This window comes from Psychrobacillus sp. NPDC058041, assembly GCF_042885655.1.
Lineage (GTDB): Bacteria > Bacillota > Bacilli > Bacillales_A > Planococcaceae > Psychrobacillus.
Genome location: NZ_JBHVRO010000004.1, coordinates 172,531 through 198,714 on the forward strand (window position 1 = coordinate 172,531; position 26,184 = coordinate 198,714).

Sequence of the window (26,184 nt, forward strand, 5' to 3'; positions counted from 1 at the left end):
AGGTTTAACATACTTCTTATCCGATTTGTTGGCTCATTACTTTAACGGCGTTCAGAAATTGCTCGAGGAACTTCTCTCTTTGAACCGTATGCAATACTTTCACATTATGAGGAAGACCAGTTCGTTGAGAATAATCTACAACCGTTGTTCCCGCTGTGAGTCTTCCTTCTAGTTCTACTGCCACATAGCAGTCATCCCCTTCAAATAGCTCAGGTGTTAATACGTAAGACACTGCGCATAAATCATGTAAACGAATCTGACCTTCAAAATTAGGGGTATGGAAAGCTGTTTGCTTTGCTGTATGGATGTAAAAACGAAGCATTGTAGCAACCTTATGTGCAAATTCAGATCCAATTGCTTCAATTTCATCTAATTCTTCTATTGTAACGTAAGCTTTATGAGTAACATCAAGTCCACTCATTACAATAGGAATTCCGGAACGAAAAACAATATCTGCTGCATGAGGATCGACGTACACATTAAACTCTGCAGTTGGTGACATATTTCCACCAACAGCGGCGCCGCCCATATAGGAAATGTATTTAATTTTCGATTTTACTTCTGGATGTGCTAATAGAAGTGCACCTACGTTTGTAAGTGGACCAGTTGCAATGAGAATTATTTGCTCGTCACTAGTTAAAAGTGTTTCTTTCATCGCTTCAACTGCTGTTCGATTACTTAACTTGAGAGTAGGCTCAGGAAAGTGAACGTCCCCAAGTCCATTGTCCCCATGTACTTCATCTGCAATTTCAAGTTTGCGGAAAAATGGCTTATCTAAACCTCTAGCAACTTCGATATTTTTTTTCATATAACTAGTAAAAGCAAGTGCATTGTAAATCGTTTTTTCTTGCGTTTGGTTTCCTGGTTCTGTTGAGATTAACTTAATATCTAATTCCGGATTTGCAAAAGCAAGAGTTAGTGCCATTACGTCATCAATACCAGGATCACAATCAATAATTACTGGGATGGTCATTTCATTACACCTCATTTTATTTTTTTCGTACTTTCTCTAACGATTAAAGCAGGTTCAAAAACTACTCCATCAGATGAATTGTTTTCAATTTCATTTATGAGTAGTTCTATTGCTTTTCTTCCCATTTCATATGTACCTTGTCTAACAGTAGTTAGTTTTGGGATTAAAGCAGTTACTAAAGGAATATCATCAAAACCGACGATGGACAGTTGTTCCGGAATTTGGATACCTAGTTCATGAGCAGCCTGATAAATACCACATGCCATTAAGTCATTGCTGGCAAATATTGCAGTCACGGAGTTATTCTGTAGAAATTTCTTTGCTATTAGATAAGCTAGTTCCATTTGAAAGTCACCAACTAAGATAAATGATTTAGGAAGCTCTATAGTAGCTTCTGTTAAGGCACGTTGAAATCCAGAAAGACGTTGTTGTGAATTCAGAATCTCTAATGGTCCTGTCATACATGCAATTTTAGTGTGGCCTAAGTCAGTCAAATGCTTTCCAGCAATATACCCTCCTTTTTCGTTGTCTAAAAAAACACCGGAGTGGTTACTTGCTTCCTCGCCACGGTCAAATAATACATATGGTATCTTTCCGCTCTCCAATTGATCTTTGCTAGTATGAGATAGCCGACTCATACTTGAAAGTAAAATCCCATCAACTTGTTGTTCTTGCAACAATCGTAAATAGTTTTCTTCTTTTTTTGATTGATCATCTGAATTACAAATGATGAGGCTATAGTTTCTTTGATTTGCCTCATCTTCAGCACCTCTGCAAAGCTCTGGAAAAAAAGGATTGGAGATATTAGGGACGATTAACCCAAGCATATTGGAACGCTTTGTCACTAGACCACGTGCTAACTTATTTGGTTGGTAATTTAACTCTTCCATTACTTGCAAAACTTTTTCACGTGTTTCTTTTGACATACCTTCTGCTTTATTATTTAATACTCTAGAAACAGTAGTAATTGAAACACCTGCTTCTCTTGCGATATCCTTAATTGTTAATCTTCCCATATATGTATCACCTATTCCTTTAGTTAGGAAAACGTTTTACGAAAACGTTTTCTCTAATTAGTATATAGAATATTGTAGGCGTGTTGTTTTGTCAATTTATATTTGTCCTGTCTTGTGATTGACTTAAAGTCTACTCAATTGTGTATCAGAAAAACAGCATATTTAAAAGGGTAATTAAAATGAAAATATGATAGAGGATAGTACAAAAGGAAAGAAATATGATAAGATAAACTTAGTAACTGGTACTAATAATAGGTATAGTATATCTCGATAATAAATTGGAGGTTCTTATGAAAGATTTAATTCAATTAAAAGATAAAAACATTGTCGTAATGGGTGTTGCAAATGAACGTAGCCTTGCATGGGGAGTGGCTAAATCACTGTTTGAAGTGGGAGCAAATGTCATTTTCACGTATCGTAAAGAACGTTCTTTAAGTAAAATTGAAAAAGCTTTAACTGATAATAATTTAGAAGCGAGACTAGTAGTTGAGTGTGATGTTAATAGTGATGATAGTATCAAATCAGCATTTGAGACGATTGGAAAAGAAGTAGGTGTGATTCACGGAGTGGTTCACTCAGTTGCCTTTGCAAATGCAGAAGATTTAAAGAACGATTTTATTAACACTTCTAGAGAAGGCTATGCGTTTGCTCAAGATACGAGTGCGTACTCACTTATTGCTGCGGCAAGAGAAGCTGCACCTTTCATGACTGAAGGCGGCTCTATTGTTACAATGAGTTATTTAGGTGCAGAGCGCGTGTTGGAAGGATACAACGTAATGGGAATTGCAAAAGCATCATTAGAAGCTTCTGTTAAATACTTAGCGTTAGACCTTGGGAAAAATAATATTCGTGTAAATGCTGTTTCTGCTGGTGCTGTTCGTACACTAGCGGCAAAAGGAATCTCTTCTTTTAATACTATTCTGCATAAAATTGAAGAAACATCTCCTTTAAAGCGCAATGTTACAGCTGAAGAAGTAGGAGATATGACGGTTGCGCTACTAAGTAATTTATCTAGAGGTGTAACAGGAGAAATCGTTTACGTAGATTCTGGATATAATATTATGGGATAACCTCAAAATGAGGAGAGTGCATAATGACGACTAAAAATGATTTTCTAGGAATACTTGCAAAGCCAGGGCAACGTGCACTCGCAGGAGTAGGAATTGAGAATTTGGAGCATTTGTCAAAGTTTACGGAAGCAGAGATTATGGAGCTCCACGGCATTGGAAAAAATGGCATGAACAGGCTACAAATCGCTCTTGCGGAAAAAGGACTATCATTTGCTCAAAAAAAATAAAGTTTACCGGATGAAGGGTGGGTTTCTTCATCCGGTTTTGTTTTTAGCGAAAATATTACTTTTAGAGAGATTAACCTGTTTACTTGTTTATCAACTTTTGATATATTCTTATAAATCAAATAAAATAATAAGCTATGAAGAGAGAAGTAAAATGATGTTGTTTTTTTAAAGAGAGCTTCGTTCGCTGAAAAGAAGTAAAAAACACTTATTTGAAAATGGCCTCTGAGCTTCGTACTGAAAGAATTATTTTATCAAAGCGAGGTCGCTCATTTCGATAAATGGTGGCATCCGAATTAGGGTAAATGATCTCTAGTAAACTACGACAAGAAACGGCACTTGTTATAAATGCCGGAGTATTATATTTGATACTCACTAAGGTAAGCAACGGGAGTTGTTTATAAATTTAGGTGGTACCGCGAGTTTAACCTCGTCCTTTTTTAGGACGGGGTTTTTTGTTTTTTAATAAGGATTTAAACAACCTTTGAATTAAAAGCATCTAGAGGAAACGAATTTTTAGTTCTAAAACGGCATAGACAATCAAATATTAAAAAGGGGATGTTAAAAATGAGTATTTTTATTGGTGGGGCTTGGCCGTATGCGAATGGATCGTTACATTTAGGGCATATTGCTGCTTTATTGCCTGGAGATATATTGGCTCGATATTATCGTTTAAAAGGAGAAAAAGTGCTATACGTGTCTGGGAGTGATTGCAATGGAACACCTATATCCATTAGAGCAAATCAAGAAAGTACCACGCCTAGAGAAATCGCAAATCGTTACCATAATGAGTTTAAAGAATGTTTTACAAAGTTAGGGTTTACTTATGATTTATACACTCGAACGGATGGAGAATTTCATCATAAGATTGTACAAAATATATTCCTAACCTTACAGGAGAACGGTTATATCTATAAAAAGGAAATCGATCAAACATATTGTGAATATGACAATCAATTTCTTCCGGATCGATACGTAGAGGGCATTTGCCCCAATTGTTTATATCCTTCAAGAGGAGACCAATGTGATAACTGTTCAACTATTTTAGATCCATTAGACTTAATTGATCCGAAATGCAAAATATGTGGAAACGATCCGATAGTGAAAAAAACAGAGCATTTTTACTTTGCACTAAGCGAATTTCAAAAGGAACTCGAGTCTTATATTAATAAAGCAAAAGTCGAACAAAACTGGAGAGAAAATGCACTGAATTTATCTGAAAGATATCTTAACGAAGGTCTCATTGACCGTGCGGCATCAAGGGATTTGCCAAATGGTGTTAATATTCCTGTAAAAGGTTATGAAGACAAAAAGGTTTATGTTTGGATAGAAGCAGTTTCAGGTTACTACTCTGCAAGTAAGGAATGGGCAGCAATTCACAACGAAAGTGATGAAGGTTTTTGGAGTGAAGATACGACGTCTTATTATGTACATGGAAAAGATAATATTCCTTTCCATACAATTATTTGGCCTGCGATTTTACTTGGAATTAAAAGTCTATCGTTGCCAACGCATATTGTGTCTAATGAGTATTTAACATTGGAGAAAAAGAAACTTTCTACGAGTAAAAATTGGGCAGTATGGGTGCCATACATTTTAGAGAAGTATCAACCAGACTCAATTAGATATTTTTTGACGACGAATGCACCGGAAAACAGAGATACAGATTTTTCTTGGAGGGAATTTATTTTAAGCCATAATTCGGAGTTACTTGGAGCTTACGGGAACTTCATTAATCGAACGTTGAAATTTATTGAAAAGTCTTATGGTGGGATTATTTCAAGTGGTGTGATAAACAATGAAATGGAAGAAAAAGTGGGGAGTCTATTTGACGTAGTTGGAGGACTAATTGAATCAGGACACTTTAAACAAGCGATAGATTATGTCTTTGATTTTATACGATCTGCAAATAAATACTTTGATACAGAGCAACCATGGAAACAAATTAACGAAGATAAAGATTCATGTGATAATACTCTTTTTACTTGTGTTTTTATCATTGTAAACGTCTCGCAAATATTAGAACCGTTTCTTCCATTCTCAAGTGCAACAGTAAAAGAAACGTTGAGTCTAGATGAATTTAGTTGGAAAGTAATCAAAAAGAAAAGCTACACATTGACATCTGTCTCTCCATTATTTGAGCGGTTGGATACAAATTTGATTGTCGAGGAACTTACTTATTTGGAGAGTAAAGTAAAGGATAATTAATAGAAGGTTAAGACTGTCTGAATATGTATAAAGAATCTTTAAGTTCAAATAAAAAATGATGGGTATAGTAATAATAAGATAGGAGTATAGGGAGGGAAATCTATGGAGTACGTAATTATTGGTGGGGATGCAGCAGGAATGAGTGCAGCAATGGAAATTATTCGAAAGGATCCAACAGCAAAAATTACTACACTTGAAAAAGGGGATATATATTCTTACGGTCAATGTGGGTTACCGTATGTTGTGGGAAAGCACGTGCCGTCATCAACTGATGTTATTGCAAGAAGTGTTGAAATGTTTCGAAGTAAATATGGAATTAATGCAAAGACCGGATATGAAGTAACAAATATTGATGTAGTAAATAAAAAAGTATCGGGAAACATTTTGCAAGAAGGAGATACATTTGAATTACAGTATGATCGACTACTCATAGCTACAGGAGCTAGTCCAGTTATTCCTGATTGGGATGGAAGTAGGTTAACTGGAATTCATACAATCAAAACAATACCTAATACAGAAGCGATTATAGCGGACTTAGAACATGCGCATCAGGTAACCATTATAGGCGGAGGTTATATTGGTTTAGAAATGGCTGAGAACTTTGCAATCCTTGGGAAGAAAGTACGAATTATTCAGCGTGGCGATCAATTAGCCGGTATTTTTGATAAAGACATGGCAACTTTAATTTACAAAGAAGCTGCCAACCATCATATAGAAGTAATTTTGAATGAAGAAGTAATATCGATATCTGGTGAGGAAAGAGTAGAAGAAGTACTAACGAACAAAGGGAGCTACCAAACGGATTTAGTGCTAATAGCAGTGGGTGTAAAACCAACGACAGAATTTTTAAAAAACACTGGAATTAGTACACTTCCAAATGGTGCAATTATTGTTAATGCTCATTTAGAAACGAATGTGGAGGGTGTTTATGCAGCAGGAGATTGTGCGACACATTTTCATCGAATCAAACAAAAAGATGATTACATTCCACTTGGTACTACGGCTAACAAGCAAGGACGATTGGCTGGATTCAATATGATGGGCAATGTGGAAGAATTCAAAGGGATTGTTGGGACTTCTATTATGAAATTTTTTGATTTAACAATTGGTAAAACGGGACTTTCTGAAAAAGAACTAAATCAGTTAGGTATTCAGTACGAAACACATATGCAACAGGCAACCGATATTGCGGGTTATTTTCCTGATAAGGAATTGATGCATATAAAATTGCTCTATCGAAGAGATAATCAATTGCTGTTAGGTGGCCAAATCATCGGAGGGAAAGGAGTAGATAAACGAATAGATGTGTTAGCTACGGCACTATTTCATCAAATGGCCGTAACTGATCTATTAGATTTAGATCTTGCCTATTCACCACCATATAATGGAGTTTGGGATCCTTTACAGCAATTGGCAAAGCGAATGGGAAGAAAATAATTGAACAATGTACTTGACGATTTTCTTTTTGTTGCATATACTATTCAAAAATCAGTAAGCGAAGAAAAGGATATGAATCATTTTTTAGTTTTCTTGTCAGAGAACAGGGTCAATGGCTGAGAGCCCTGAAGAAAAAGAAATGGTTTACCACCTTTGAGCTACTATGGGGAAAGCGATGAATGCAATTATCCATAGTCGGGAAACCGTTATCTTGTATGAGCGCAATACATTTTTGGTGTTGCAAAATTAGGGTGGAACCACGACCACACTCGTCCCTTTACCGGGATGGGTGTGGTCTTTTTGTATACATTTAAATAATTGAAGCGAAGAAAAGGATATGAATTATTTTCAATTTTCTTGTCAGAGAACAGGGTCATTGGCTGGGAGCCCTGAAGAAAAAAGAATGATTTACCACCTTGGAGCTATTATAGGGAAAGCATTCGTGCGATTAACTATAGCCGGGAGAACCGTTATCTTGTATGAGTGCAATGCACTTTTTGTGTTGCAAAATTAGGGTGGAACCACGACCACACTCGTCCCTTTACCGGGATGAGTGTGGTTTTTTTTATAATTAAATAGTTGAAGCAAAGAAAAGGATATGAATCATTTTCAATTTTCTTATCAGAGAACAGGGTCATTGGCTGAGAGCCCTAAAGAAAAAAGATGGTTTACCACCTTGGAGCTGCTATGGGGAAAGCACGAATGCAATTATCCATAGTCGGGAAACCGTTATCTTGTATGAGCGCAATACACTTTTTGTGTTGTAAAATTAGGGTGGAACCACGACCACACTCGTCCCTTTATCGGGATGGGTGTGGTCTTTTTGTATTTAACAAATTTATAAACTGGAGGAATTACAATGTCACTAAAAGCAGAAGAAAGAGTAAGTCATCAGAAGTTAGGTCAGCAATTAGAATTATTTATGTCGATGGAAGAAGCGCCAGGAATGCCATTTTACTTGCCGAAGGGTATGGTGTTACGAAATGAGCTTGAAAATCTTTGGAGAATTAAGCATCAACGAGCAGGATATCAAGAAATTAAAACTCCAATTATGATGAAGCAAGAACTCTGGGAGAAGTCAGGACACTGGGATCATTACCATGAAAATATGTATTTTGCGGATGTTGATGAACAAAAATACGCGATTAAGCCGATGAATTGCCCGGGAGCAGTACTTATTTTTAACAGCAAAAGAAGAGGATACAGAGAGTTACCTGTTCGTTATGCGGAACTTGGATTAGTTCATCGTCACGAACTATCGGGTTCATTAAATGGACTGTTACGGGTTCGAGCATTTACTCAAGATGATGCACATCTATTTGTACGTGAGGAACAAATAGAAAGTGAAATAGATAAAGTGCTGGATTTAGTGGATGAATTTTATTCAGAGTTTGGTTTTAGTTACAAAATAGAGCTATCTACTCGTCCTCAAGATTTTATGGGGGCAGTGGAAGTTTGGGACCAAGCAGAGTTAGCGCTTGAATCAGTATTAAAGAAAAAACAATTAGAATATCAAGTAAATGAAGGGGACGGGGCGTTTTATGGTCCTAAAATTGATTTTCATATTTTAGATTCTCTTGGTCGAAGCTGGCAATGCGGAACAGTGCAACTCGATTTTCAAATGCCTGAGAAGTTCCATTGTCAATACATCGACGAAGACAATCAACCTCGTCGACCAATTATGATTCATCGTGCTATTTATGGATCTATCGAACGTTTTATGGCTATTCTTTTGGAGCATTTTCAAGGAAGCTTCCCACTTTGGCTAGCACCTGTTCAAGTAAAGATTTTACCGATAGCAGACGCACATATTTCATATTGTGAAGAAGTAAAACGACGACTTGAACATGAAGGATACAGAGTTGAAATAGATGATCGAATAGAGAAAATTGGTTTGAAAATACGCGAAGCCGCCCTGCAAAAGCATCCGTATATGCTAATAATTGGAGACCAAGAAATGGAGCAAGGAATGGTCTCTGTGAGAAAGCATAAAGTAGGTAGCATTGGAGAAATGGATATGGATGAATTGATTGGACATTTAACATGTGAGCAAAGATTTTAACGAATTGTAATAACTAATCTCTCTCCTACAAAGGATTTTTCATTATTCTTCACGAATAAAACTGGTAGGAGGGATTTCATGTGCAATTGCTCAATTTTTTATATCCCTTGTATATGAAAAGAAGAAAGAGAGTGTTAGGAATGAATACATTAAAGAATTTTCCGCATATAGAGACAGAACGTTTTCTATTGCGTCCAATAGAAGTAAAAGATGCCGATGCAGTGTTTCATTACTTTTCAAAAGATGAAGTAACAAAATACTATGATTTGGATACGTTTACCAATGTGGATGAAGCTATTCAATTAATTGAAAACTGGCAAAAGCGCTTTGCAAACAATGAAGGAATTCGCTGGGGTATTGCAACTAAGAACGAAAATAAAATAATCGGCAGCTGTGGTTATCACAATTGGGAAAAGGAGCACTTCAAAGCAGAAGTAGGGTTTGAAGTAACACCAGAGTATTGGCAACAAGGAGTTATGACAGAGATTCTTCCGCTTGTAATGCAATATGGTTTTGAAGAAATGGGGCTCTACCGAATCGAAGCTCTTTATGACCCAGAAAACACAGCTTCTAAAAAGACGCTTGAAAAAGCGGGTTTTATCTATGAAGGAACTTTACGAAAATCTTCTTTTGAAAAGGGACGTTTTTGTGACGCTGAGATCTGTTCTATTTTGAAAGAGGAGTACAAAAAATATGAATGAACGTCTACCAAAAAGTGTTCATGCATTTACACAACTATTTGTAGAAGCGCTCAATAAACATTTACCTGAAAATATAATGGAAGGTATTTATATTTATGGATCGATTGCTTTAGGAGCTTTTAATGAAGAGAAAAGCGATATCGACTTTATTGTTCTATTGAAGCGTGAACTCAATGATCAAGAAGTGGTGGGTATTAAAGCAATCCATTCACAAATGTGTAATTATGAATTCGGAAATCGAATGGACGGGGTTTATGTTCAAGCAAGTCTAGTAGGCAAAACAAATGAAGAGCAACCGATGTATCCATATTGCTCGGATGGAAAAGTAAGTGTGGGGCATTGGGATGTTAATCATATTACATGGTGGGTTCTAAAACAGCATGGGATTAGGTTGCAAGGAACGACAATCGCAGAACTAAATATCCCAACAAGTTGGGCAGATGTCTTGAAAACGTTGGAATATAATGTGAACAAATACTGGTTCAACAAGACTAAAAAAAGGTATCTATTTTTGTTCGATAGTATGATAGAATTCACAACTTGTACGATTAGTAGAATCATATGCTCGCTTGAACAACAAGACATTTTTTCGAAAGATGAAGCGGTTAAGTTATGTTTGGGTACAATGCCAGAAAGATGGCATCTTCTCTTGAATGAAGGTGCACGAATTCGAATAGGAACAAATAGGAAGTCATTGTATAAAAGCAAAATAAAAAGAGCAAAAGATTGTAGAGATTTTATATTATTTACACATCAATTATATAAAGAAGACTTTTTAAAGAGGAGTAAAATATGGAAATAAAATTATTAACGCCAGCCGACGCAAGTTCGTATTGGGAATTAAGATTAGAAGCATTACAGTTAAGTCCAGAAGCATTTGCCTCAAGTTACGAGGATGCAATACAAAGAATCAATCCAATTGAACAAGTGGAAAATAATCTTCGAACTGAAGGAAACTATACATTTGGGGCATTCGATCAGAATAAGCTTATTGGGGTGATTACTTTAGTCCAAGAAAATTCTTTAAAACTGAAACATAGGGCTAATATTTTTGCCATGTATGTAAGTCCAGAGACGCGTGGGCAAGGTGCCGGCAAAGCATTGCTCACTGAAGCAATAAATAAAGCTAAAACAATAGAAGGAATTGAAAAACTTAATCTGTCTGTTGTATCAACCAATGAAGCAGCAAAGAATCTTTACACGCAACTAGGTTTTAAAGTTTTTGGGGTTGAAGAAAAAGCAATAAAATTAAAAGATAAATATTACGATGACAATCATATGGTACTATTTTTATAATTCAAAATGGTATAAAAAGATAGTGGAAGCGGAAAAGTTAGATTTAAGTCAATCATTCTTTTTACTATATTCACGTTTGGATTTGTCTTTCTATAGGAGAAAATTCGCTAAAAGATTACTTCTTAGCGAACTTTCTTTGTTTTATAGTTTTAATAAGCTTCCATATTAGAAGTCCGGTAATGGCACCTGCTGTATCAAGCATAACATCTTGAGAAGTGGCTGTTCGTCCGCTTGTTAATGACTGGTGAAATTCATCGGCAATTGCAAAGAGCATCGTGAGAATTGCTGCACTCAGTGTTCGATATTTGAATCTAGGTAATGCAGCATAAACCGCAAGAGCAATCATTCCAAAATAACAAAAATGTGTACCTTTTCGAATTAAAAACTCTACAAAGGGATAGTAGCCACGTTCTTCAATAGATACTAGAATACCCCAATATGGAATGTGGAAATGAGACAGAAAAGATTCAAACGGCTTATTTGGTAACCACTTTTCCAATGTTCCTACAAGTGATTGCTGTTCTGGTGTTTGTCCTGATGATATAAATACAATAATAAGTAATATTAGTAGAGGAATTATTTTTTTCATACCAAAACAGTAACATAAAAGCAGGGAATTTTCATTCCTCCAAACTAAATAAGGTTATGCTAAAATTAAGTAAAAAGTGAGGGAGCTAAATATTATGTCTAAAATCAATACTTTTCTAATGTTCGAAGGAAAAGCTGAAGAAGCAATCAATTTTTACACATCAATTTTCAAGCATTCGGAGATTATTCGAATTGCACGTTATGGAGCTAGCGGCCCAGGAAAAGAAGGAGAAGTATCACAAGCTGCATTCTCTATTAATGGACAAGAGTTTTTATGTACTGACAGTTTTGTCCAACATGCGTTCACATTCACACCTTCTATATCTTTATTTGTGGAATGTGATTCGGAAGAAGAAATTGATGACGCTTATGCAAAGCTATTAGAGGGCGGGCAGTCATTAATGCCAATTGGCAACTATCCATTTAGTAAGAAATTCGGTTGGGTACAAGATAAGTTTGGTGTCTCATGGCAATTGAGTCTTGCTAATTAATTGAAAATCGGATGATGAACGAGAAGAATCGGATGATAAGCAATGAAAATCGGATGATGAGCGAGAAGAATCGGATGATAAGCGATGAAAATCGGATGATGAACAAGAAAAATCGGATGATAAGCAACACAAGTCGATAAAAAAGTATCACCTAGGAGTAATTATATTACTCCTAGGTGATACTTTTTCGACTATTTAATAGGAATCCAAATTTCTGAATAATAATCTGGACTAGACGCGTTTCCATCGGAATACACTTCTAGCTCTGGTGTACCTGCATGCTCGTAAGGGTTAGATGGAAACCATTCAGAAAAAATTTGCTTCCAAGTGTTTTGCATAGCATCCGGCATTGGACCGTGTACTTCAAAAATTACCCATTTCGATGCTGGGATTTCCATTCCTGAAAAGTTTTCTGGTACATCGCCATCATGAGCTGTTGCAATCCAATAATCAATCAAGCTGTTCTCTTGATAATCCTTGTCTGCAACACAAACTCCTAATACACCTTTTATTCCACCATTGTTTAATTGAAACAGTGAATTATCCGTGCCGTCTGCATTTACTTCATCCCAAAATACAGGGATACCTTGCAAGTTCTCCCCTTTTTGACAGTTGTACGTTCTTTTTATTCCAACAACTTGAAAACTTTCTTTTTCTTCAATTTTGTACTTCATCGGTTCGGCTCCTCTCAAGCTCACCTGGATAACAAGGCGGTTGTATGATTTTAATTTACCTAACTTCTTTCGAGCTTCACTAGGCGTAACGCTATGTTGTTTTCGAAAAGCCTTTGTGAAAGCTTCGGGAGTATCGTAGCCATATTTATAGGAGAGATCAATTATTTTGCTGTCTGTATTCATTAATTCCTGTGCGGCTAAAGTTAACCGTCGTTGTCGGATATAATCTCCGACGGATATATTCGTTAAAATTGCAAACGTTCTTTGGAAATGAAATGCTGAAGAATTTGCTTCTTTAGCAATTTGTTCTATTTTCAACTCATCAAGCAAATGAGCTTCAATATAGTTAATTGCCTTCTGAATCGACTCCACCCATCCCATGGCCCTCACTCCTATTAATATAATAAATTGTAATTAACAATGAATCCTGTCATTTTGTGCTAACTTTGGACTGATTCAATTTTTTCAAATCAGGCAATAGCAGAAGGCAATTTTGTTTAAGAGAGAATTATATCCACAATTTCCCGGGGGCGAACATCAAAAGAAAGAAGGTCATCTATATCCATCCATACTGGTTCATATGTTCCGCGTTCGATTGAAGTGTGTGTGTATTCTTCTCCTGTTCCTGTCCCAAAGTTTCCTCCTACAATATCTGCTAAGAAAAAATGTTGTGTACCATTTTGTTTTAATACTTTAAGCAGACGCTGGATTCGTACGATTACGCCAAGTTCTTCGTATGTTTCTCGTATAGCTGTTTGTTCCGGAGTTTCACCGCTCTCTATGCCTCCACCCGGAAATACATAATAAGTCATATGTGGCTTGGTTCTTTTGATAAGCGCTACACGACCATTTTCGATTATGATAGTGGCTCCTCGGTTTCTCATGTTTAATTCCCCTCGTATTTTCTTCTTTAATAGTAAAAGTATACCAAAAATTAATTGCAAAGAGTGATTAAAATGTATGTTCTGATATTATTGTATATTGATGGGAAATTCCCGTAGATGATAAATAAAGGATATTTTCAGGGTTTGTCTAATACTATTAAAATAGAAGATGTTGAAATGAGGGGTTAAATGGAAAAGAATGAAACTCTTGAAAATCGAATAGAGCACTTGGAAGAACGCGTTCGTTTATTAGAAGAGCAGTTATCCAAGAAGAACTCCACTGTTCAGAATCAAAGGCCAATTATACATTCGAAACAACAAGAGAAAACAACAATTGAATGGGATGTTCTAATCTTTCAAAAAATCCTGCCACCTTTGTTTATAATTGTTTTTATTGTTGGTATCCTTTGGGCATTCAAAGCTGCCTCTGATTACGGTATATTAAATGCGCAAGTAAAAGTTGTACTTGGATATGTGGTTGGTTTTGCATTAATCGGATTAGGTGTATGGCAAACAAAACAAAGCCGAAAAAATTTAGGACAAATGCTATTAGGTGGCGCTATTCCTGTTTTTATGTTGACTACTTTTGCTATGCATCAGCTTTATGATATGACAGGACCTGAAATATCTTTTTTTCTAAATGTAGTTTGGATTTTATTAGGATTATTTCTAACATATAAGTTCAAATCACAAGGAATTGGAATTGTTTCCACAGTTGGAGGAGTATTTGTTCCTTTTTTAATTAATAGTACTTCGCCAAATATTCCGTTGTTTTCATTTTATGAAGCATTACTATTCACTATTTTTTTGTTGATTGCACTTAAATATAGTTACAAAGCTTTATATTATGTCTCCGTTGTTTTCTTGCAAATAGCTATATTAGTATTTTTTATCTTTACAAATGTACCTGAAGCATTAAAGTGGCTAGTTGTATTACCGATATTAGTACAACATATAGCATTATTGGCTAGTTTTTTAAAGACAAAGCAGATGTTAAAAGATCAGGCATATACACTTTTTTCTGTTATGATTTTTACTGCCATGTGGACTCGGATTGTTTTCACGGAAAATGAAGCATCCGTTTTAGTGGCAGGTATAGCAATTGTATATGGAATTTGCCTATATATGTACCGGAAGGATTTGATACGTGCGCCTATCTTTATCGCGAACGGATTATTTGCTTTGTTAATTCTAATGCAACTTGTCGTAAACGATTTACTATTTGAAGGAATAATTGGAGTGAGTGTTATATACTTGCTTGTATATAAAAAATTCACTCATAAGTTACATATAATACTTTTTGGTTTCAGCTATTTCATTGGATTCTACTATGTATTATTAATCTCCATTACAAGTTGGTTTTCATGGGAAATGCTGCACTGGATAGTGTTTATTGCTGCAACTGCATATGAGATTTATATGCTTAAGGCAATTAGTAAACAAAAAAAATATATTGTTTTTAATATCGGTGTACCATATACAGGAGTTTTATTATTATACTTTCTTCATATGATTGCGATTATTATATCTGGAGAATTAGGAAGTAATTTAGAACGTGTATTTACTAGTTCTTTATGGATTGTTGTAGCCATTCTTTTTATGGTAGGAAGTCGACGATTATTATTAGAACAAGCTAAATATGTGGGAGTGGGTATTTTATTCTTCACATTAGCAAAGATAATATTGTTCGACATTCCATTTGTTAACGTAGCCATCAAAGCGTTGTTATTCATTGTTCTTGGAATTGTGGGATTAATCGTGTCGCGTGCCTATTATAAAAAATAAAGACCAAATCTTAAGTAAATAAGCTAAAATAACGATAATGATGTTTTTCATGATTCCCCCGGCGGATGTCACGGATATTGTATTGTGATTGCACAATTCGATATCAGGATCAATTACGCCGAGGCCTAATTGATTTTTGGAGGAGTTTGAATTGAAACAAGATATTTTTAAAGTAATTAGAACACTAGAAACATTTACAAATGAAGCAATAATAAGATGGACAAAATCTTTTAATAAAAATATAGGATTGTCTCCAATACTTACTTTATCTGAACTTAAGAAAACAGGTCCTCAAAAATCTACAGTATTAGCAGCTAAATTAGGTTACACACCAGGTGCTATTACAAATATTTCAACTAAACTTGTGAAAGAAAATTATGTAGAGCGAATATACAATGATGAGGATCGCCGAAATGTGTTACTCAAAATAACTCCAAAAGGAGAAGCACTACTGCAAGAGGCAATAAAAAAAGGTGAAGAGCTTCACATTGAACTCTTTAGTGTTTTAAGTGATGAAGAGTTGAATCAATTATTGTCCTTATATGAAAAGATACTTCAAAACCTAGAGGAAGAGGAGAAACAAGTTGATGAAAACTAAACCTCTAGAATATGGATATTATCAAGGGCTACCGAATGCTAATATTCTTTCTGGAATTATGGAAATCCATAACCATGTTTTTTAAGGATCAGAACTAGTTTTAGAAGAATTAGCGGACAAGAAGAAATTACTCATCTTCGTAGCATTAGATAAGGAGCGAGTTGTAGGTTTTAAAATTGGTCATGAATTTGCAGATGATACATTTTATAGCTGGCTAGGTGGCGTTCACTCTGATTTTCGTGGAAAAGGAATAGCTTCTGAGCTAATGAGAAGACAACATGCACTTGTGAAGTCATTTGGTTACAAGAAAATCCGTACAATTTCTAGAAATAATAGACGACAAATGCTCATATTAAATATTAAATTTGGTTTTGATATAATCGAAACATTCATAAGTGAAAAAGGGACGCATAAGATTGTTTTGGAAAAAGAATTATAAATGAAAGTGAGGGCATTCCTGAAAATGGAGTGCTCCTTTTAGTTATCATCGACCAACATAGAGAAATAGAGGAGTTACAGGACACTTCTAGAAGATTATAAGAGGATATTACAAAACTAAATTCTTAAGGGGGACTATAAGTGGCTAAATATGAACAAAAGACAAAAGAGACGGATCACGATGTTGTAGAGTTTATCGAAAAAGTGGATAGTCCAAAGAAACGAGAAGATGCTTACAAACTTTTAGAGATTTTTGAAGAGACATCAGGTTATGAAGCGAAAATGTGGGGGCCAAGTATTATTGGTTTTGGATCTTATCATTATAAATATGCGACTGGTCACGAAGGGGATGCACCTCTCGTTGGTTTCTCTCCAAGAAAAGCAAAGATTAGTCTTTATTTTGCGCCTGGCGATAAAGCACGTGAGGAAAGTCTAAAGCGATTTGGGAAGTATACTTCGGGGAAATCATGTGTATACATTAATAAAGTAGATGACATTGAAGTAGATGTTATGAAAGAAATGATTTCACAATCTATTACATTTTTACAAAATTTATATCCAGACAATTGAAAATGTATTTACCTTTGCTACTTATTATGAAATTAATGTATAATAACACAGTATAAATTCAAAGTAGAAACTTAATCGGAAGAGAGTGGGACTTTATGGGTCGTAAGTGGAATAATATTAAGGAAAAAAAAGCTTCCAAAGACGCTAATACTAGCCGTATTTATGCGAAATTTGGACGTGAAATATATGTAGCTGCAAGACAAGGTGAACCGGACCCTACTTCTAACCAAGCATTGAAAGTAGTATTAGAACGTGCAAAAACATACAGTGTGCCAAAGCATATTATTGATAAAGCAATTGAAAAAGCAAAAGGTGGATCGGAAGAAAGTTATGACGAGCTTCGTTATGAAGGTTTCGGTCCAAGTGGTTCTATGGTAATCGTTGATGCGTTAACAAATAACGTAAACCGTACAGCATCTGATGTACGTGCTGCTTTTGGTAAAAATGGTGGCAACATGGGTGTTAGTGGTTCTGTTGCGTATATGTTTGACGCTACAGCTGTTATTGGTTTAGAAGGAAAAACAGCGGATGATGTATTAGAAATTTTGATGGAAGCAGATGTAGATGCTCGAGATATTTTAGAGGAAGAAGATTCAGTTATCGTTTATGCAGAACCAGATCAATTCCATGCAGTACAAGAGGCATTAAGAGCAGCTGGAGTAACAGAATTTACAGTAGCCGAGCTAACAATGCTTGCTCAAAATGACATTGCATTAGATGCGGATGCCCAAGCACAATTCGAAAAAATGATCGATGCAATTGAAGATTTAGAAGATGTTCAACAGGTCTACCACAACGTAGATTTAGGAGAATAATAGAGAAAAAAGGTTGTCCAATCAGTAGGTATTTCTACTGGGAGACAACCTTTTTTATTTGTCTATGAAACGAAAGTTTAGTTGTAGTCATTACTTTTCTCTATCCAATATTAGTAAAAAGTGGAACTGAAACCAATGCAGAACGTCCAATACGATAAAGGGGTGGGCGTGGAATGAAAGATAGGTCGTTAATATCTTATATAATCATTCTTATGTTGTGTGCATCGATTTTATTTCCTGCTAAAACACTAGCAGATTGGGCGTATGCATTTGTCGTTTGGGATGGTTATGTATATGTCTTAACGGATGAAATTGTAAATGAGGTAGAAAAAGAAATTGGACATGTGACCAAGTATTCGGATATGGAGGGGACCTATTCTGGTAACTTTTCAAATGTCTATCCGAAAGGAACCAAGTATTATTCAATAGTTGGAGTAAATACAGATGCAGCAATTGCAATAAAAGATGAAACTGGTAAATATATTAAAGCGACAAGGAATGGAGAATACGCTAGTAATAAATATGACATTCTTCATAACAGAACTACGATATTATGGATATTAATGATTGTGTTAATCGCAATACTGGGAGTTTACTTTGTTAATAAAAGGAGAAATTAATATGGCAAACGAGTATCCAAAGCATATTATTGCAGTTTCTGCTATTGTCACGAATGATAAAGAGGAAGTTTTGTTAGTTAAAACACATTGTCGTTCAGATACATGGGAAGCACCAGGGGGACAGGTAGAAGTTGGAGAGCCCTTAGATAAAGCTGTGTGCAGGGAAATATTAGAGGAAACGGGAATTGTCATACGTCCACTAGGAATTACAGGTGTTTATTACAATGTCACAAAACATATTCTATCTGTTGTTTTCAAAGCAGAATATGTTAGCGGAGAATTGAATATTCAACCGGAAGAAATAAAAGAAGCACAGTTTGTTAAAATGACAGACGCAAATATAGAACAATTCATCACACGTCCACATATGAGATCACGTACATTGGATGCGATGAAGTCAGTAAATTTTATACCTTATGAAACATGGGAAGTAAATCCGTACAATTTACTTGGTAGATTGGAATGAAGGGATCTATGTTAACTACAGCACTTGTTACGGTTACACATGATCCAATGGGGAAGAATATTAAACTTTTTAAAGAATTGCAACGAAGTTTTGAAGAAATATATGCAGAGCTTTTTATTACAATTAGTGAAGAATCGTCTGAAGAACTAATAAATGAAGTCCGAAAAAGCAAATTTAAGTATAAAATTATTCCTAAAAATGGTGCAGCTTATGCAAGAAGGGAAGCATTAAAATTTGCAATTGTCGGGAAAAGTCGACACTACCATTACTGTGACTTGGATAGGATATTAACATGGGGAAAAAATTATATAACTGAGTTAGAAGAAGTAGTTGAAGATATACCAAATCATGATTATTTAATCATTGGTCGGACAGAAAGAGCGATGAATACTCACCCTATTGAGTGGATAGAAACGGAAAAAATTACGAATAAAATTTTTTCATTAGAACTAGGAAAAGACGTGGATGTAACTGCAGGTTCCTGCGCATTTTCAAGAGTGTGTGCTGACGTTATTAATACGTTTTCTAAAGCAGAAATGACGGATGCTGAATGGGCAATGATAGCATATAGAATAGCCAAAAGACAAGTGTCTTACTATGCTGTTGAAGGTTTAGAATATCAAGAAGAAATAAATGGCTTGAACTGTAAAGTTAGTGAGGTAGATAAGTGGTTTAGTAGATTGAAGCTTAGTTATATTATAAGTGAAACTGCTATAAAGGTGGGGAAGTGAAGACTTTGATCATGAAAAATAAAACTGTGTCTTTTTTCATCATTTTCATTCTGTTTTTAACAGGATGTAGTGAACAGGAGAATAAGAACAATTTGACTAGAGTAGATGTTTATAAAGTAACTGCAGACGGAAAGTATGATGGAGAATTGATTATTTCAGATAAGTCAACGGTTGATATATTAAACCAAGTGTTTGAACAAATTGTATGGGAACAAAACGTAAAAGCGGAAATGTCGAGAAGAGAAGACATAAAAGCAATTTTGTTTATGGAAGTCGAAAAAGATATGCCAGAACGATTAGTAGGATACTTTATATGGTTTGAACGAAATGGGACGGCGACAATTATTAATTACGATGATAGTTCATTTGGAAAGCTAGATGAAAAAAATGCAAATATATTAAAAAGTAAGTTTAACTTTGAGTAGATGAATAAAAAGTAGCTTCCTCATATTTCCCGGGAAATTGACAAAAAAGGATAGAATGTTACAAGTTTGTTACTGGTGCCTGGCACCGGCAATATACTTGTAATAAAAGAAGCTATCCTAAAATTGTATTAGGATAGCTTTTGAAGTTATTTTTTCTTTAACTCATTAATTTGTTTAGTAAGTGACATAAATTTTTGGTCTAATTCGGTGTATTTAGGATCATTTTTCTGCATGTAGCTGAGTAACCCTAATATAGCTTGTTGTTCGGTTTCTAATTTCAATAGATCTTTTTCTAAAGAGGATTCATCGTTTTTATGCATCCATTCTTTATAGCTCATTTCTACTTTTCGAATCGTTTTGTTTTCAAAGGTGAGCAGTTTATTTGTTAATTTTTCTAAAAAATAACGGTCGTGTGTGACTAGCAGGATGGTACCAGGGTAGGTGGAGAGGGTTTTCTCCAATTGCTCTCTAGAAGTAAGATCCAAATGGTTTGTTGGTTCATCTAAAAGTAGAACATCCTTTTGATCTAGTATAAACTCCATTAGTTTTAACTTTACTCGTTCGCCCATACTCATTGTATGAATAGGACGAGACCAGTGATCCTTTAAGAAGCCTAGATTCATCATAAGTGTCTGAATTTGCCCTCGTGCTTCAAAATCAGAAGGTGCAAAAAACTCAAATGGGGTTTTCTCCTCTGGCAAATCGAATACTGTCTGACGTAGATAGCCAATATTCATGGCTTCCGATTTCCAAAGCTCTCCTTGCACAGATTCTTCTCCTAATAACATGCGGAAAAATGTCGACTTACCACTTCCATTAGGACCGATGATGCCAATCCGCTCTTGAGATTGTATTGTAAAAGAAGCATTTTGAAATAAAAGATTGCTCTCAAAGCTCTTGGAAATTTTTTTGGCTTCTAAAACACGCTTCCCTTTTTTCTTGTTTCCATCTATAGAGAAGATTACTTCTTTTTCTTCTTCCGGCTTATCTATTGTGTTTTTAGAAAGTTCCAGTTCTAATCGTTTCTTTTTGGAACGAATTTGAACATCCATTTTCTTAGCCTTGACACGATAATACTCTTTATTAAATTCATGTTTAGTTGAATCTGCATGTGCTTTAGATGACCAGTTTTTAAGATCGGATATTTGTTTTTCTACTTGTTGGATTTTTGATTGTTGGCCGTCATAGAGTCTTTGTTGGGTTAATCTGTTTTCTTCCTTCTTTTGTCTGTAAGAAGTGTAATTGCCAGCATAGACCGTTAACTTTTTATTTTCTACTTCCCAAATCCATTCCGCTACCTCATCTAAAAAGTAGCGGTCGTGTGATACTAAAATAATTGTCCCTTGGTATGCATTTATCTGCTTTTTCAGGAAAGACAAGCTATCTTGATCTAAATGGTTAGTAGGTTCATCTAATAAAAGTAATTGAGCCTTTTCCGCAAATACACGAGACAATCTCCTTTTCATCTTCTCTCCACCACTTAATTGCGTATAATCACGCCCTTGAGGAACAGACCATTTACTAAAGTACTTCCTTTCGTCGTCTGCATAATCAGTTTTCTGAAATTGATCATCTTCTTGTTTAAAGTAACTAATAGTTGGTTGTGTACCAAACCATTCAATTTGTCCCGTCGTGGGTGCAGCCTCATTTGCAAGAATAGAAAGAAGGGAAGACTTACCTTCACCATTTCCTCCAACAATACCAATAACTGCCCCGGTAACTATATCAGCTTTTACATTTTTTAAAATAACTTTGTCTCCAAAAGTTATACAGATATCTACTAACTTTCCGTGTAGTGTCATAAAATCCTCTCCCTTTGGAGGAATAAAAAAATCCCTCCGTTATTAAACGGAAGGATTAATTACTGACCATTAAATGAATACGCAAAAAACCACTACAAAATGTTTATATTGTAGGGAATAAAACATATTTAAGTTGAAAAATGGGCAGACTAATCCTATTTCCGTTTTCGTAAAGTTTATTTTGTTACTGCTCAAACAGATCGCAGAAAAAACTTTCACTGAGAAATAAGATTAAAACTTCATTGTCCACCCATCGTCCCTTCAAAATTGATATATTCATTATATCATATTATCTTTTTAATCTTAACTTTCTTTCTTTAAAAATAAATATATTAAAACATTAAAAGCGATAATGGAATAAACAAAGCCAAAAGCTGAACATATCCAAAATTCTTTTCCGAAATATTGTAGATCGTCTTTTACAAAAAAATTAATGATATTTACTACTGGAGGAAATAGTACAAACAACCACTTTAATATATCTAATTTCTCCACTATTCCTTCATATGAAATTGTAACAACAATAACGAGAACTGCTAAAAGCCATTTATATTTCTTTGATACAAATGAAGAAATAGAGGAAAAAGATCCAACTATTATACCGAACATGGCCAATAATAGATGAATAACAATCGAGAGGCATAAATGTATTGGCTGAATTTTTTCTTTAAAGCTGCTCATTATTATTGGATAGAATACTGCAAAAAACATAAAAATAATTGCGATAAGTATACAAGTTATCCACTTTCCCCATAAATAACGTTTTTTCCCGAGTTGAACAAATAACATATTTTTCTCGGCTTCCTCTTCAATAGAGAAATTACTCATCGATACCCAGGTCATAACTATGTAAATGGCGGTGCTTGTTACTGCGTAACTACTTAATATTTCCATACCACTGTAACTATATAAAATAACTACCCATATTAAAAACATTGTCGTTGGAGGAACTATTTTTAACGAGCGAATATAACTAATCAATTGGTATCTTATAAATCCAAGCACATTTACTTCCTTTCTCTGACCTCTAGCACAGAACAATTTTTATTTAAAAGCTTTTTTAGTAAAACATCACTATAATCTAAGCTAACCGTCAGCATAGCTGTATCTCCGTCATAGTTAATATCGATAAAATCAAGTTCAGTGAAAATATCTTTGTTAGGAAATTTAACTTTGATTACTCTATTTTTATTTGTAGTTTCATTATGAAATGAAATATTCCTATCTTCCACGTATAAAGTCTGATCTGCTATGCAGTCTACTAACAGGTCTTCATGAGAGGTAAAAATAATTGTCATTTGTTTTTTTAACTTTTCCAAAAGGGTCAATAGACTTTGTTGGGAGGTTGAATCCAACCCCGTTAACGGCTCATCTAAAAGAAGGATATCAGGTTTGATTATAAGTGCTTGAAGGAGACCGACTTTTTGTTTTGTTCCTTTTGAACATTGTTTAAGAGGGGTATCCATAAAGGACTCTATTCCAAACAAATTGATATATTCCAAGAGTTCTGATTCAATTTTTAACTTAGAAATACCATGAAAAGATGCTATTAGCATAAGGTATTCCTTAAGATTAAATCTAATGCTTTCTGGAAAATGCTCTGGTACATACCCTATTCTTCTAGCATTCCTTCTTATTTTTCCACTTGTTGGTTCATAAATGCCCGCAAGAAGCTTTAATAAGGTGCTCTTTCCGGAACCATTTTGTCCACGGATAGCAATAGATATATTTTCTTCTAATTTAAAAGAAACATTTTGTAAAATTACATTGCCCTCTATTTCTTTTCTTAGATTTGATACCTCGAAAACAGTTTTCTTCATATCAGCCACAACCCATTTTACATATATTTTAACACAATACAGTATATTTAGATGATTCAGAGAAACATTGTTGCAAATATATTACAGGTGCCAGGCACCAAAACAAACATGAATGTTTAAACATTCATGTTTGTTTTGCAATTTGTGAATATTAACTGTTTAAGTCACGTACATAAAAGTAGGAGCTGCCTTGTTTTGAAGGCAACTCCTACTAGATTTAATGAATTTAGTTTTAAGTTGTTACTTTTAAAACCGTTTTAATTTTTTGAATGACCCCGCCTGAGCTGTAAGTTAAGACGCTTCGTTTATAGAAGGATAGGCTGATTAAGAACAATAGTATTACGGTTCCAACTAAAATAAGCATCGATAGCATAGGTTCGAATGAAGAAATGTCTGTTGCGCCAATTCGAAGTGGCATAACCATTCCGGATGTGAATGGGATGTATGAGAATATTTTAATCAGTAACGTATCTGGACTGTACATTCCAGAAAGTAACACGTAAAATCCGAGAATGCCAAGCATCATCGCAGGCATCATTGCTTGACCTGATTCTTCGACTTTAGAAACGAGTGAACCAAGTAATGCACCAATGATTAAGTTAAGTATAATAGTTAGCAATAAAAACATAACTGCATATCCAATAAATCCGTAGGATAATTCGTTAACAACTTCTAATACAGCATCCCATTTAGAGCCATTATCTATAAGCATGAATAGTAAACTCTGAACAATCAAAAGTGTCGCAATTTGAGTCAATGCCAATAAAAATGTTCCTGTCAGCTTTGCCAAGAAATGTGTAGATGGTTTCACGCTTGCCAGCAATACTTCTAAAACACGAGATCCTTTTTCAGATGCAACATCTGTTGTAATCATGGATAAAAACGTCATTACAAAGGAATAGATTAAAAATCCAACTAAGAAAGAGGCACCTATGCCTGCAGCTTTTTCATCTTCACTTTTTCCGCTTTCCGATTCCTTATTTAAGTTTTTCATAGAAATAACAGTTTGAGACTGGAGAATCTTCTCTGCCTGCTCAGCAGTTAAATTGAGTTGCTGAACTTCATATAGCTTTCCAGCATACTGAAGTTGAGATGATAAATTCTGTTGATCATTAAAAGTTAATGGCTTATAAGTAGCGATATCAGCTGCTAGTGATTTATTTTGATCTCGAATAAAAATGGCTGCATCAAAATCACCGTCGATAACTTGTTTTTCTACCTCCGCAATCTCTTCAGAAGGGAAGGTAAATTCAATATCGCTACTCGATTTAAATAAGGCTTCAATATCTGCATTTGTTTCATTCAATAAAGCAATTTTCAATGGCTCATCTTGGAAAAATGCTTCCTTAATATTAGACCAAAACATGGCAACACTAATAACCCCAACATATAAAATGATAGAAATAATAAATGGTTTTGCCTTGATTTTTTGTTTATATAATTGCTTAACGAGAAGCCAAAACTTAGACATTCGTACCACCAACCTTATCTTTGAAAATTTCATCTAGCGACAAGTAATCTAAACTAAATTTCTCGATAAATTTACCTTTTGAAACAAAGTCAAATATAGCTTGAGCGTATGATTCATCCGTTAAAGTAAGGATATACTGATCTTTGCCAACGTGAATATCCTTCACACCATCTAAATTTTGAAGCATTTCTTTTGGGACATCTGTTCGAATGGTAAGTTTCGTTTTCCCATATTGCTTTTTCAAATCTAATAAACTACCGGAAAATAAAGAGACACCGCGTTTCAATAAGCAAAGGTGATCACAAAGCTCTTCTACGTTAACCATTTGATGGCTGGAAAATAAAATCGTTGTCCCTTTTTCCTTTAACTCTAAAATTGCGTTTTTTAATAAATCCATATTAACAGGATCTAATCCGCTGAATGGTTCATCTAAAATAAGAAAATCCGGTTGGTGAATAAAGCTGGCAATAAGTTGTACTTTTTGTTGATTTCCTTTGGATAAAGTTTCGGCTTTCGCTTTTCGCTTATCTTCTAATTGAAAACGATCAATCCAATAATCCACTTCTTTATGAAGATCTTTACGAAGTTTTCCTCTTAACTCTCCAAAGAAATACAACTGATCTTCTACTTTCATTGTCGGGAAAATACCACGTTCTTCAGGTAAATATCCTAAAATATTTCTATTAATAGAATTAATATTTTTCCCTTCCCATGAAATCGTTCCTTCTGTCGTTTCTTGAAGATCTAAAATCATTCGAAACGTAGTTGTTTTACCAGCACCGTTTTGTCCAATCAATCCAAAAATTTCACCTTTTTCTATCGTGAAGGATAGATTATCAACGGCTACAAAGTCTTGATATCTCTTAGTTACTTGATTAATAGATAACGTCATATGTAGACTCCATTCTTTAATTTTTTTATTCTAACTACTGTATACGTTTTAGTTTATAGAATGTTTCAATTTTTTATGTAACGTTTACCAAAATGATACGTCAAATTCATAGAATGGCAAAAAGAGG

The 26,184-nt window shown here is 34.8% G+C and carries 28 protein-coding genes and 4 other annotated features; of the genes, 18 read left to right on the top strand and 10 right to left on the bottom strand.

Annotated features, from left to right (window positions below; all coding sequences use genetic code 11):
• Window positions 1–16 precede the first annotated feature (16 nt).
• Both ACFVR1_RS08325 and ACFVR1_RS08330 read right to left on the bottom strand, forming a co-directional pair.
• Entirely contained in the window at window positions 17–973 is a 957-nt protein-coding gene (locus ACFVR1_RS08325; RefSeq protein ID WP_387582866.1) for a nucleoside hydrolase, read from the bottom strand.
• Between the two features lie 11 nt (window positions 974–984).
• The gene (locus ACFVR1_RS08330) at window positions 985–1,989 is read right to left on the bottom strand and encodes a LacI family DNA-binding transcriptional regulator (RefSeq protein ID WP_387582869.1); all 1,005 of its coding nucleotides are present in this window, start codon (window positions 1,987–1,989) and stop codon (window positions 985–987) included.
• Between the two features lie 290 nt (window positions 1,990–2,279).
• Here ACFVR1_RS08330 and fabI point away from each other — a divergent pair, with 290 nt between their 5' ends.
• The 8 genes from fabI (at window position 2,280) to ACFVR1_RS08370 (ending at window position 10,987) form a co-directional block, all read left to right on the top strand.
• Complete coding sequence (gene fabI, locus ACFVR1_RS08335; RefSeq protein ID WP_387582872.1) at window positions 2,280–3,059, top strand: enoyl-ACP reductase FabI; 780 nt, start codon at window positions 2,280–2,282, stop codon at window positions 3,057–3,059.
• 23 nt (window positions 3,060–3,082) lie between these two features.
• Complete coding sequence (locus tag ACFVR1_RS08340) at window positions 3,083–3,286, top strand: helix-hairpin-helix domain-containing protein (protein ID WP_387582875.1); 204 nt, start codon at window positions 3,083–3,085, stop codon at window positions 3,284–3,286.
• A gap of 125 nt (window positions 3,287–3,411) precedes the next feature.
• Window positions 3,412–3,724: a binding site (T-box leader), on the top strand.
• Between the two features lie 126 nt (window positions 3,725–3,850).
• A complete protein-coding gene (gene metG / locus ACFVR1_RS08345) occupies window positions 3,851–5,491 on the top strand; it encodes a methionine--tRNA ligase (RefSeq protein ID WP_387582877.1) in 1,641 nt (546 codons plus the stop codon).
• A gap of 102 nt (window positions 5,492–5,593) precedes the next feature.
• The gene (locus ACFVR1_RS08350; RefSeq protein ID WP_387582880.1) at window positions 5,594–6,928 is read left to right on the top strand and encodes an FAD-dependent oxidoreductase; all 1,335 of its coding nucleotides are present in this window, start codon (window positions 5,594–5,596) and stop codon (window positions 6,926–6,928) included.
• 52 nt (window positions 6,929–6,980) lie between these two features.
• Window positions 6,981–7,208 (top strand) — a binding site (T-box leader).
• A 37-nt stretch (window positions 7,209–7,245) separates the two neighbouring features.
• Window positions 7,246–7,472, top strand: a binding site (T-box leader).
• Window positions 7,473–7,506: 34 nt separating this feature from the next.
• Window positions 7,507–7,731: a binding site (T-box leader), on the top strand.
• A gap of 56 nt (window positions 7,732–7,787) precedes the next feature.
• Window positions 7,788–8,990 (top strand): threonine--tRNA ligase, encoded by a 1,203-nt coding sequence (gene thrS, locus ACFVR1_RS08355; protein WP_387582882.1) that lies wholly within the window; start codon window positions 7,788–7,790, stop codon window positions 8,988–8,990.
• Between the two features lie 140 nt (window positions 8,991–9,130).
• The gene (locus ACFVR1_RS08360; protein WP_387582885.1) at window positions 9,131–9,691 is read left to right on the top strand and encodes a GNAT family N-acetyltransferase; all 561 of its coding nucleotides are present in this window, start codon (window positions 9,131–9,133) and stop codon (window positions 9,689–9,691) included.
• Complete coding sequence (locus ACFVR1_RS08365) at window positions 9,684–10,493, top strand: nucleotidyltransferase domain-containing protein (RefSeq protein ID WP_387582888.1); 810 nt, start codon at window positions 9,684–9,686, stop codon at window positions 10,491–10,493. The genes ACFVR1_RS08360 and ACFVR1_RS08365 overlap by 8 nt, the downstream gene beginning before the upstream one ends.
• Window positions 10,484–10,987: a GNAT family N-acetyltransferase gene (locus ACFVR1_RS08370; RefSeq protein ID WP_387582891.1), complete on the top strand. Its 504-nt coding sequence runs from the start codon at window positions 10,484–10,486 to the stop codon at window positions 10,985–10,987. Before ACFVR1_RS08365 ends, ACFVR1_RS08370 begins: the two co-directional genes overlap by 10 nt.
• Window positions 10,988–11,102: 115 nt before the next feature.
• On the opposite strand, the gene ACFVR1_RS08375 is transcribed toward ACFVR1_RS08370, so the two are convergent.
• Complete coding sequence (locus tag ACFVR1_RS08375; RefSeq protein WP_387582894.1) at window positions 11,103–11,576, bottom strand: VanZ family protein; 474 nt, start codon at window positions 11,574–11,576, stop codon at window positions 11,103–11,105.
• 94 nt (window positions 11,577–11,670) lie between these two features.
• Between ACFVR1_RS08375 and ACFVR1_RS08380 the strand changes: the two genes are divergently transcribed.
• Complete coding sequence (locus tag ACFVR1_RS08380; protein WP_387582897.1) at window positions 11,671–12,066, top strand: VOC family protein; 396 nt, start codon at window positions 11,671–11,673, stop codon at window positions 12,064–12,066.
• Between the two features lie 191 nt (window positions 12,067–12,257).
• On the opposite strand, the gene ACFVR1_RS08385 is transcribed toward ACFVR1_RS08380, so the two are convergent.
• Window positions 12,258–13,121 carry an AraC family transcriptional regulator gene (locus tag ACFVR1_RS08385; protein ID WP_387582900.1) on the bottom strand — a complete coding sequence of 288 codons (864 nt, stop codon included), beginning with the start codon at window positions 13,119–13,121 and terminating at the stop codon, window positions 12,258–12,260.
• Window positions 13,122–13,237: 116 nt separating this feature from the next.
• Window positions 13,238–13,624 (bottom strand): NUDIX hydrolase, encoded by a 387-nt coding sequence (locus tag ACFVR1_RS08390; RefSeq protein ID WP_387582903.1) that lies wholly within the window; start codon window positions 13,622–13,624, stop codon window positions 13,238–13,240.
• Between the two features lie 189 nt (window positions 13,625–13,813).
• On the opposite strand from ACFVR1_RS08390, the gene ACFVR1_RS08395 reads away from it, so the two are divergent.
• The 9 genes from ACFVR1_RS08395 (at window position 13,814) to ACFVR1_RS08435 (ending at window position 20,072) form a co-directional block, all read left to right on the top strand.
• Complete coding sequence (locus ACFVR1_RS08395) at window positions 13,814–15,409, top strand: DUF2339 domain-containing protein (RefSeq protein ID WP_387582905.1); 1,596 nt, start codon at window positions 13,814–13,816, stop codon at window positions 15,407–15,409.
• A 151-nt stretch (window positions 15,410–15,560) separates the two neighbouring features.
• Window positions 15,561–16,007: a MarR family winged helix-turn-helix transcriptional regulator gene (locus tag ACFVR1_RS08400; RefSeq protein ID WP_387582907.1), complete on the top strand. Its 447-nt coding sequence runs from the start codon at window positions 15,561–15,563 to the stop codon at window positions 16,005–16,007.
• 133 nt (window positions 16,008–16,140) lie between these two features.
• The gene (locus ACFVR1_RS08405; RefSeq protein ID WP_387583303.1) at window positions 16,141–16,446 is read left to right on the top strand and encodes a GNAT family N-acetyltransferase; all 306 of its coding nucleotides are present in this window, start codon (window positions 16,141–16,143) and stop codon (window positions 16,444–16,446) included.
• A gap of 140 nt (window positions 16,447–16,586) precedes the next feature.
• Window positions 16,587–17,015 carry a DUF1801 domain-containing protein gene (locus tag ACFVR1_RS08410; RefSeq protein WP_387582909.1) on the top strand — a complete coding sequence of 143 codons (429 nt, stop codon included), beginning with the start codon at window positions 16,587–16,589 and terminating at the stop codon, window positions 17,013–17,015.
• Window positions 17,016–17,110: 95 nt separating this feature from the next.
• Entirely contained in the window at window positions 17,111–17,830 is a 720-nt protein-coding gene (locus tag ACFVR1_RS08415; RefSeq protein ID WP_387582912.1) for a YebC/PmpR family DNA-binding transcriptional regulator, read from the top strand.
• Window positions 17,831–18,003: 173 nt separating this feature from the next.
• Window positions 18,004–18,450: a hypothetical protein gene (locus tag ACFVR1_RS08420; RefSeq protein ID WP_387582914.1), complete on the top strand. Its 447-nt coding sequence runs from the start codon at window positions 18,004–18,006 to the stop codon at window positions 18,448–18,450.
• A gap of 1 nt (window position 18,451) precedes the next feature.
• Window positions 18,452–18,916 carry an NUDIX hydrolase gene (locus tag ACFVR1_RS08425; protein ID WP_387582917.1) on the top strand — a complete coding sequence of 155 codons (465 nt, stop codon included), beginning with the start codon at window positions 18,452–18,454 and terminating at the stop codon, window positions 18,914–18,916.
• A gap of 8 nt (window positions 18,917–18,924) precedes the next feature.
• A complete protein-coding gene (locus tag ACFVR1_RS08430; RefSeq protein WP_387582920.1) occupies window positions 18,925–19,647 on the top strand; it encodes a hypothetical protein in 723 nt (240 codons plus the stop codon).
• An 11-nt stretch (window positions 19,648–19,658) separates the two neighbouring features.
• Window positions 19,659–20,072, top strand: a complete 414-nt coding sequence (locus ACFVR1_RS08435) for a hypothetical protein (RefSeq protein ID WP_387582922.1) — start codon at window positions 19,659–19,661, stop codon at window positions 20,070–20,072.
• Window positions 20,073–20,218: 146 nt separating this feature from the next.
• Here ACFVR1_RS08435 and abc-f read toward each other — a convergent pair whose 3' ends face one another.
• The 5 genes from abc-f to ACFVR1_RS08460 form a co-directional block, all read right to left on the bottom strand.
• Window positions 20,219–21,874 carry a ribosomal protection-like ABC-F family protein gene (abc-f, locus tag ACFVR1_RS08440; RefSeq protein ID WP_387582925.1) on the bottom strand — a complete coding sequence of 552 codons (1,656 nt, stop codon included), beginning with the start codon at window positions 21,872–21,874 and terminating at the stop codon, window positions 20,219–20,221.
• A gap of 303 nt (window positions 21,875–22,177) precedes the next feature.
• A complete protein-coding gene (locus ACFVR1_RS08445) occupies window positions 22,178–22,879 on the bottom strand; it encodes a hypothetical protein (RefSeq protein WP_387582928.1) in 702 nt (233 codons plus the stop codon).
• Window positions 22,880–22,881: 2 nt separating this feature from the next.
• Entirely contained in the window at window positions 22,882–23,694 is an 813-nt protein-coding gene (locus ACFVR1_RS08450; protein WP_387582931.1) for an ATP-binding cassette domain-containing protein, read from the bottom strand.
• 232 nt (window positions 23,695–23,926) lie between these two features.
• Window positions 23,927–25,165, bottom strand: coding sequence for an ABC transporter permease (locus tag ACFVR1_RS08455; protein ID WP_387582934.1), 1,239 nt, complete (start codon window positions 25,163–25,165; stop codon window positions 23,927–23,929).
• On the bottom strand, window positions 25,158–26,057 hold the full coding sequence (locus ACFVR1_RS08460; RefSeq protein ID WP_387582937.1) for an ABC transporter ATP-binding protein: 900 nt from the start codon (window positions 26,055–26,057) through the stop codon (window positions 25,158–25,160). Before ACFVR1_RS08460 ends, ACFVR1_RS08455 begins: the two co-directional genes overlap by 8 nt.
• Between the last annotated feature and the right edge of the window lie 127 nt (window positions 26,058–26,184).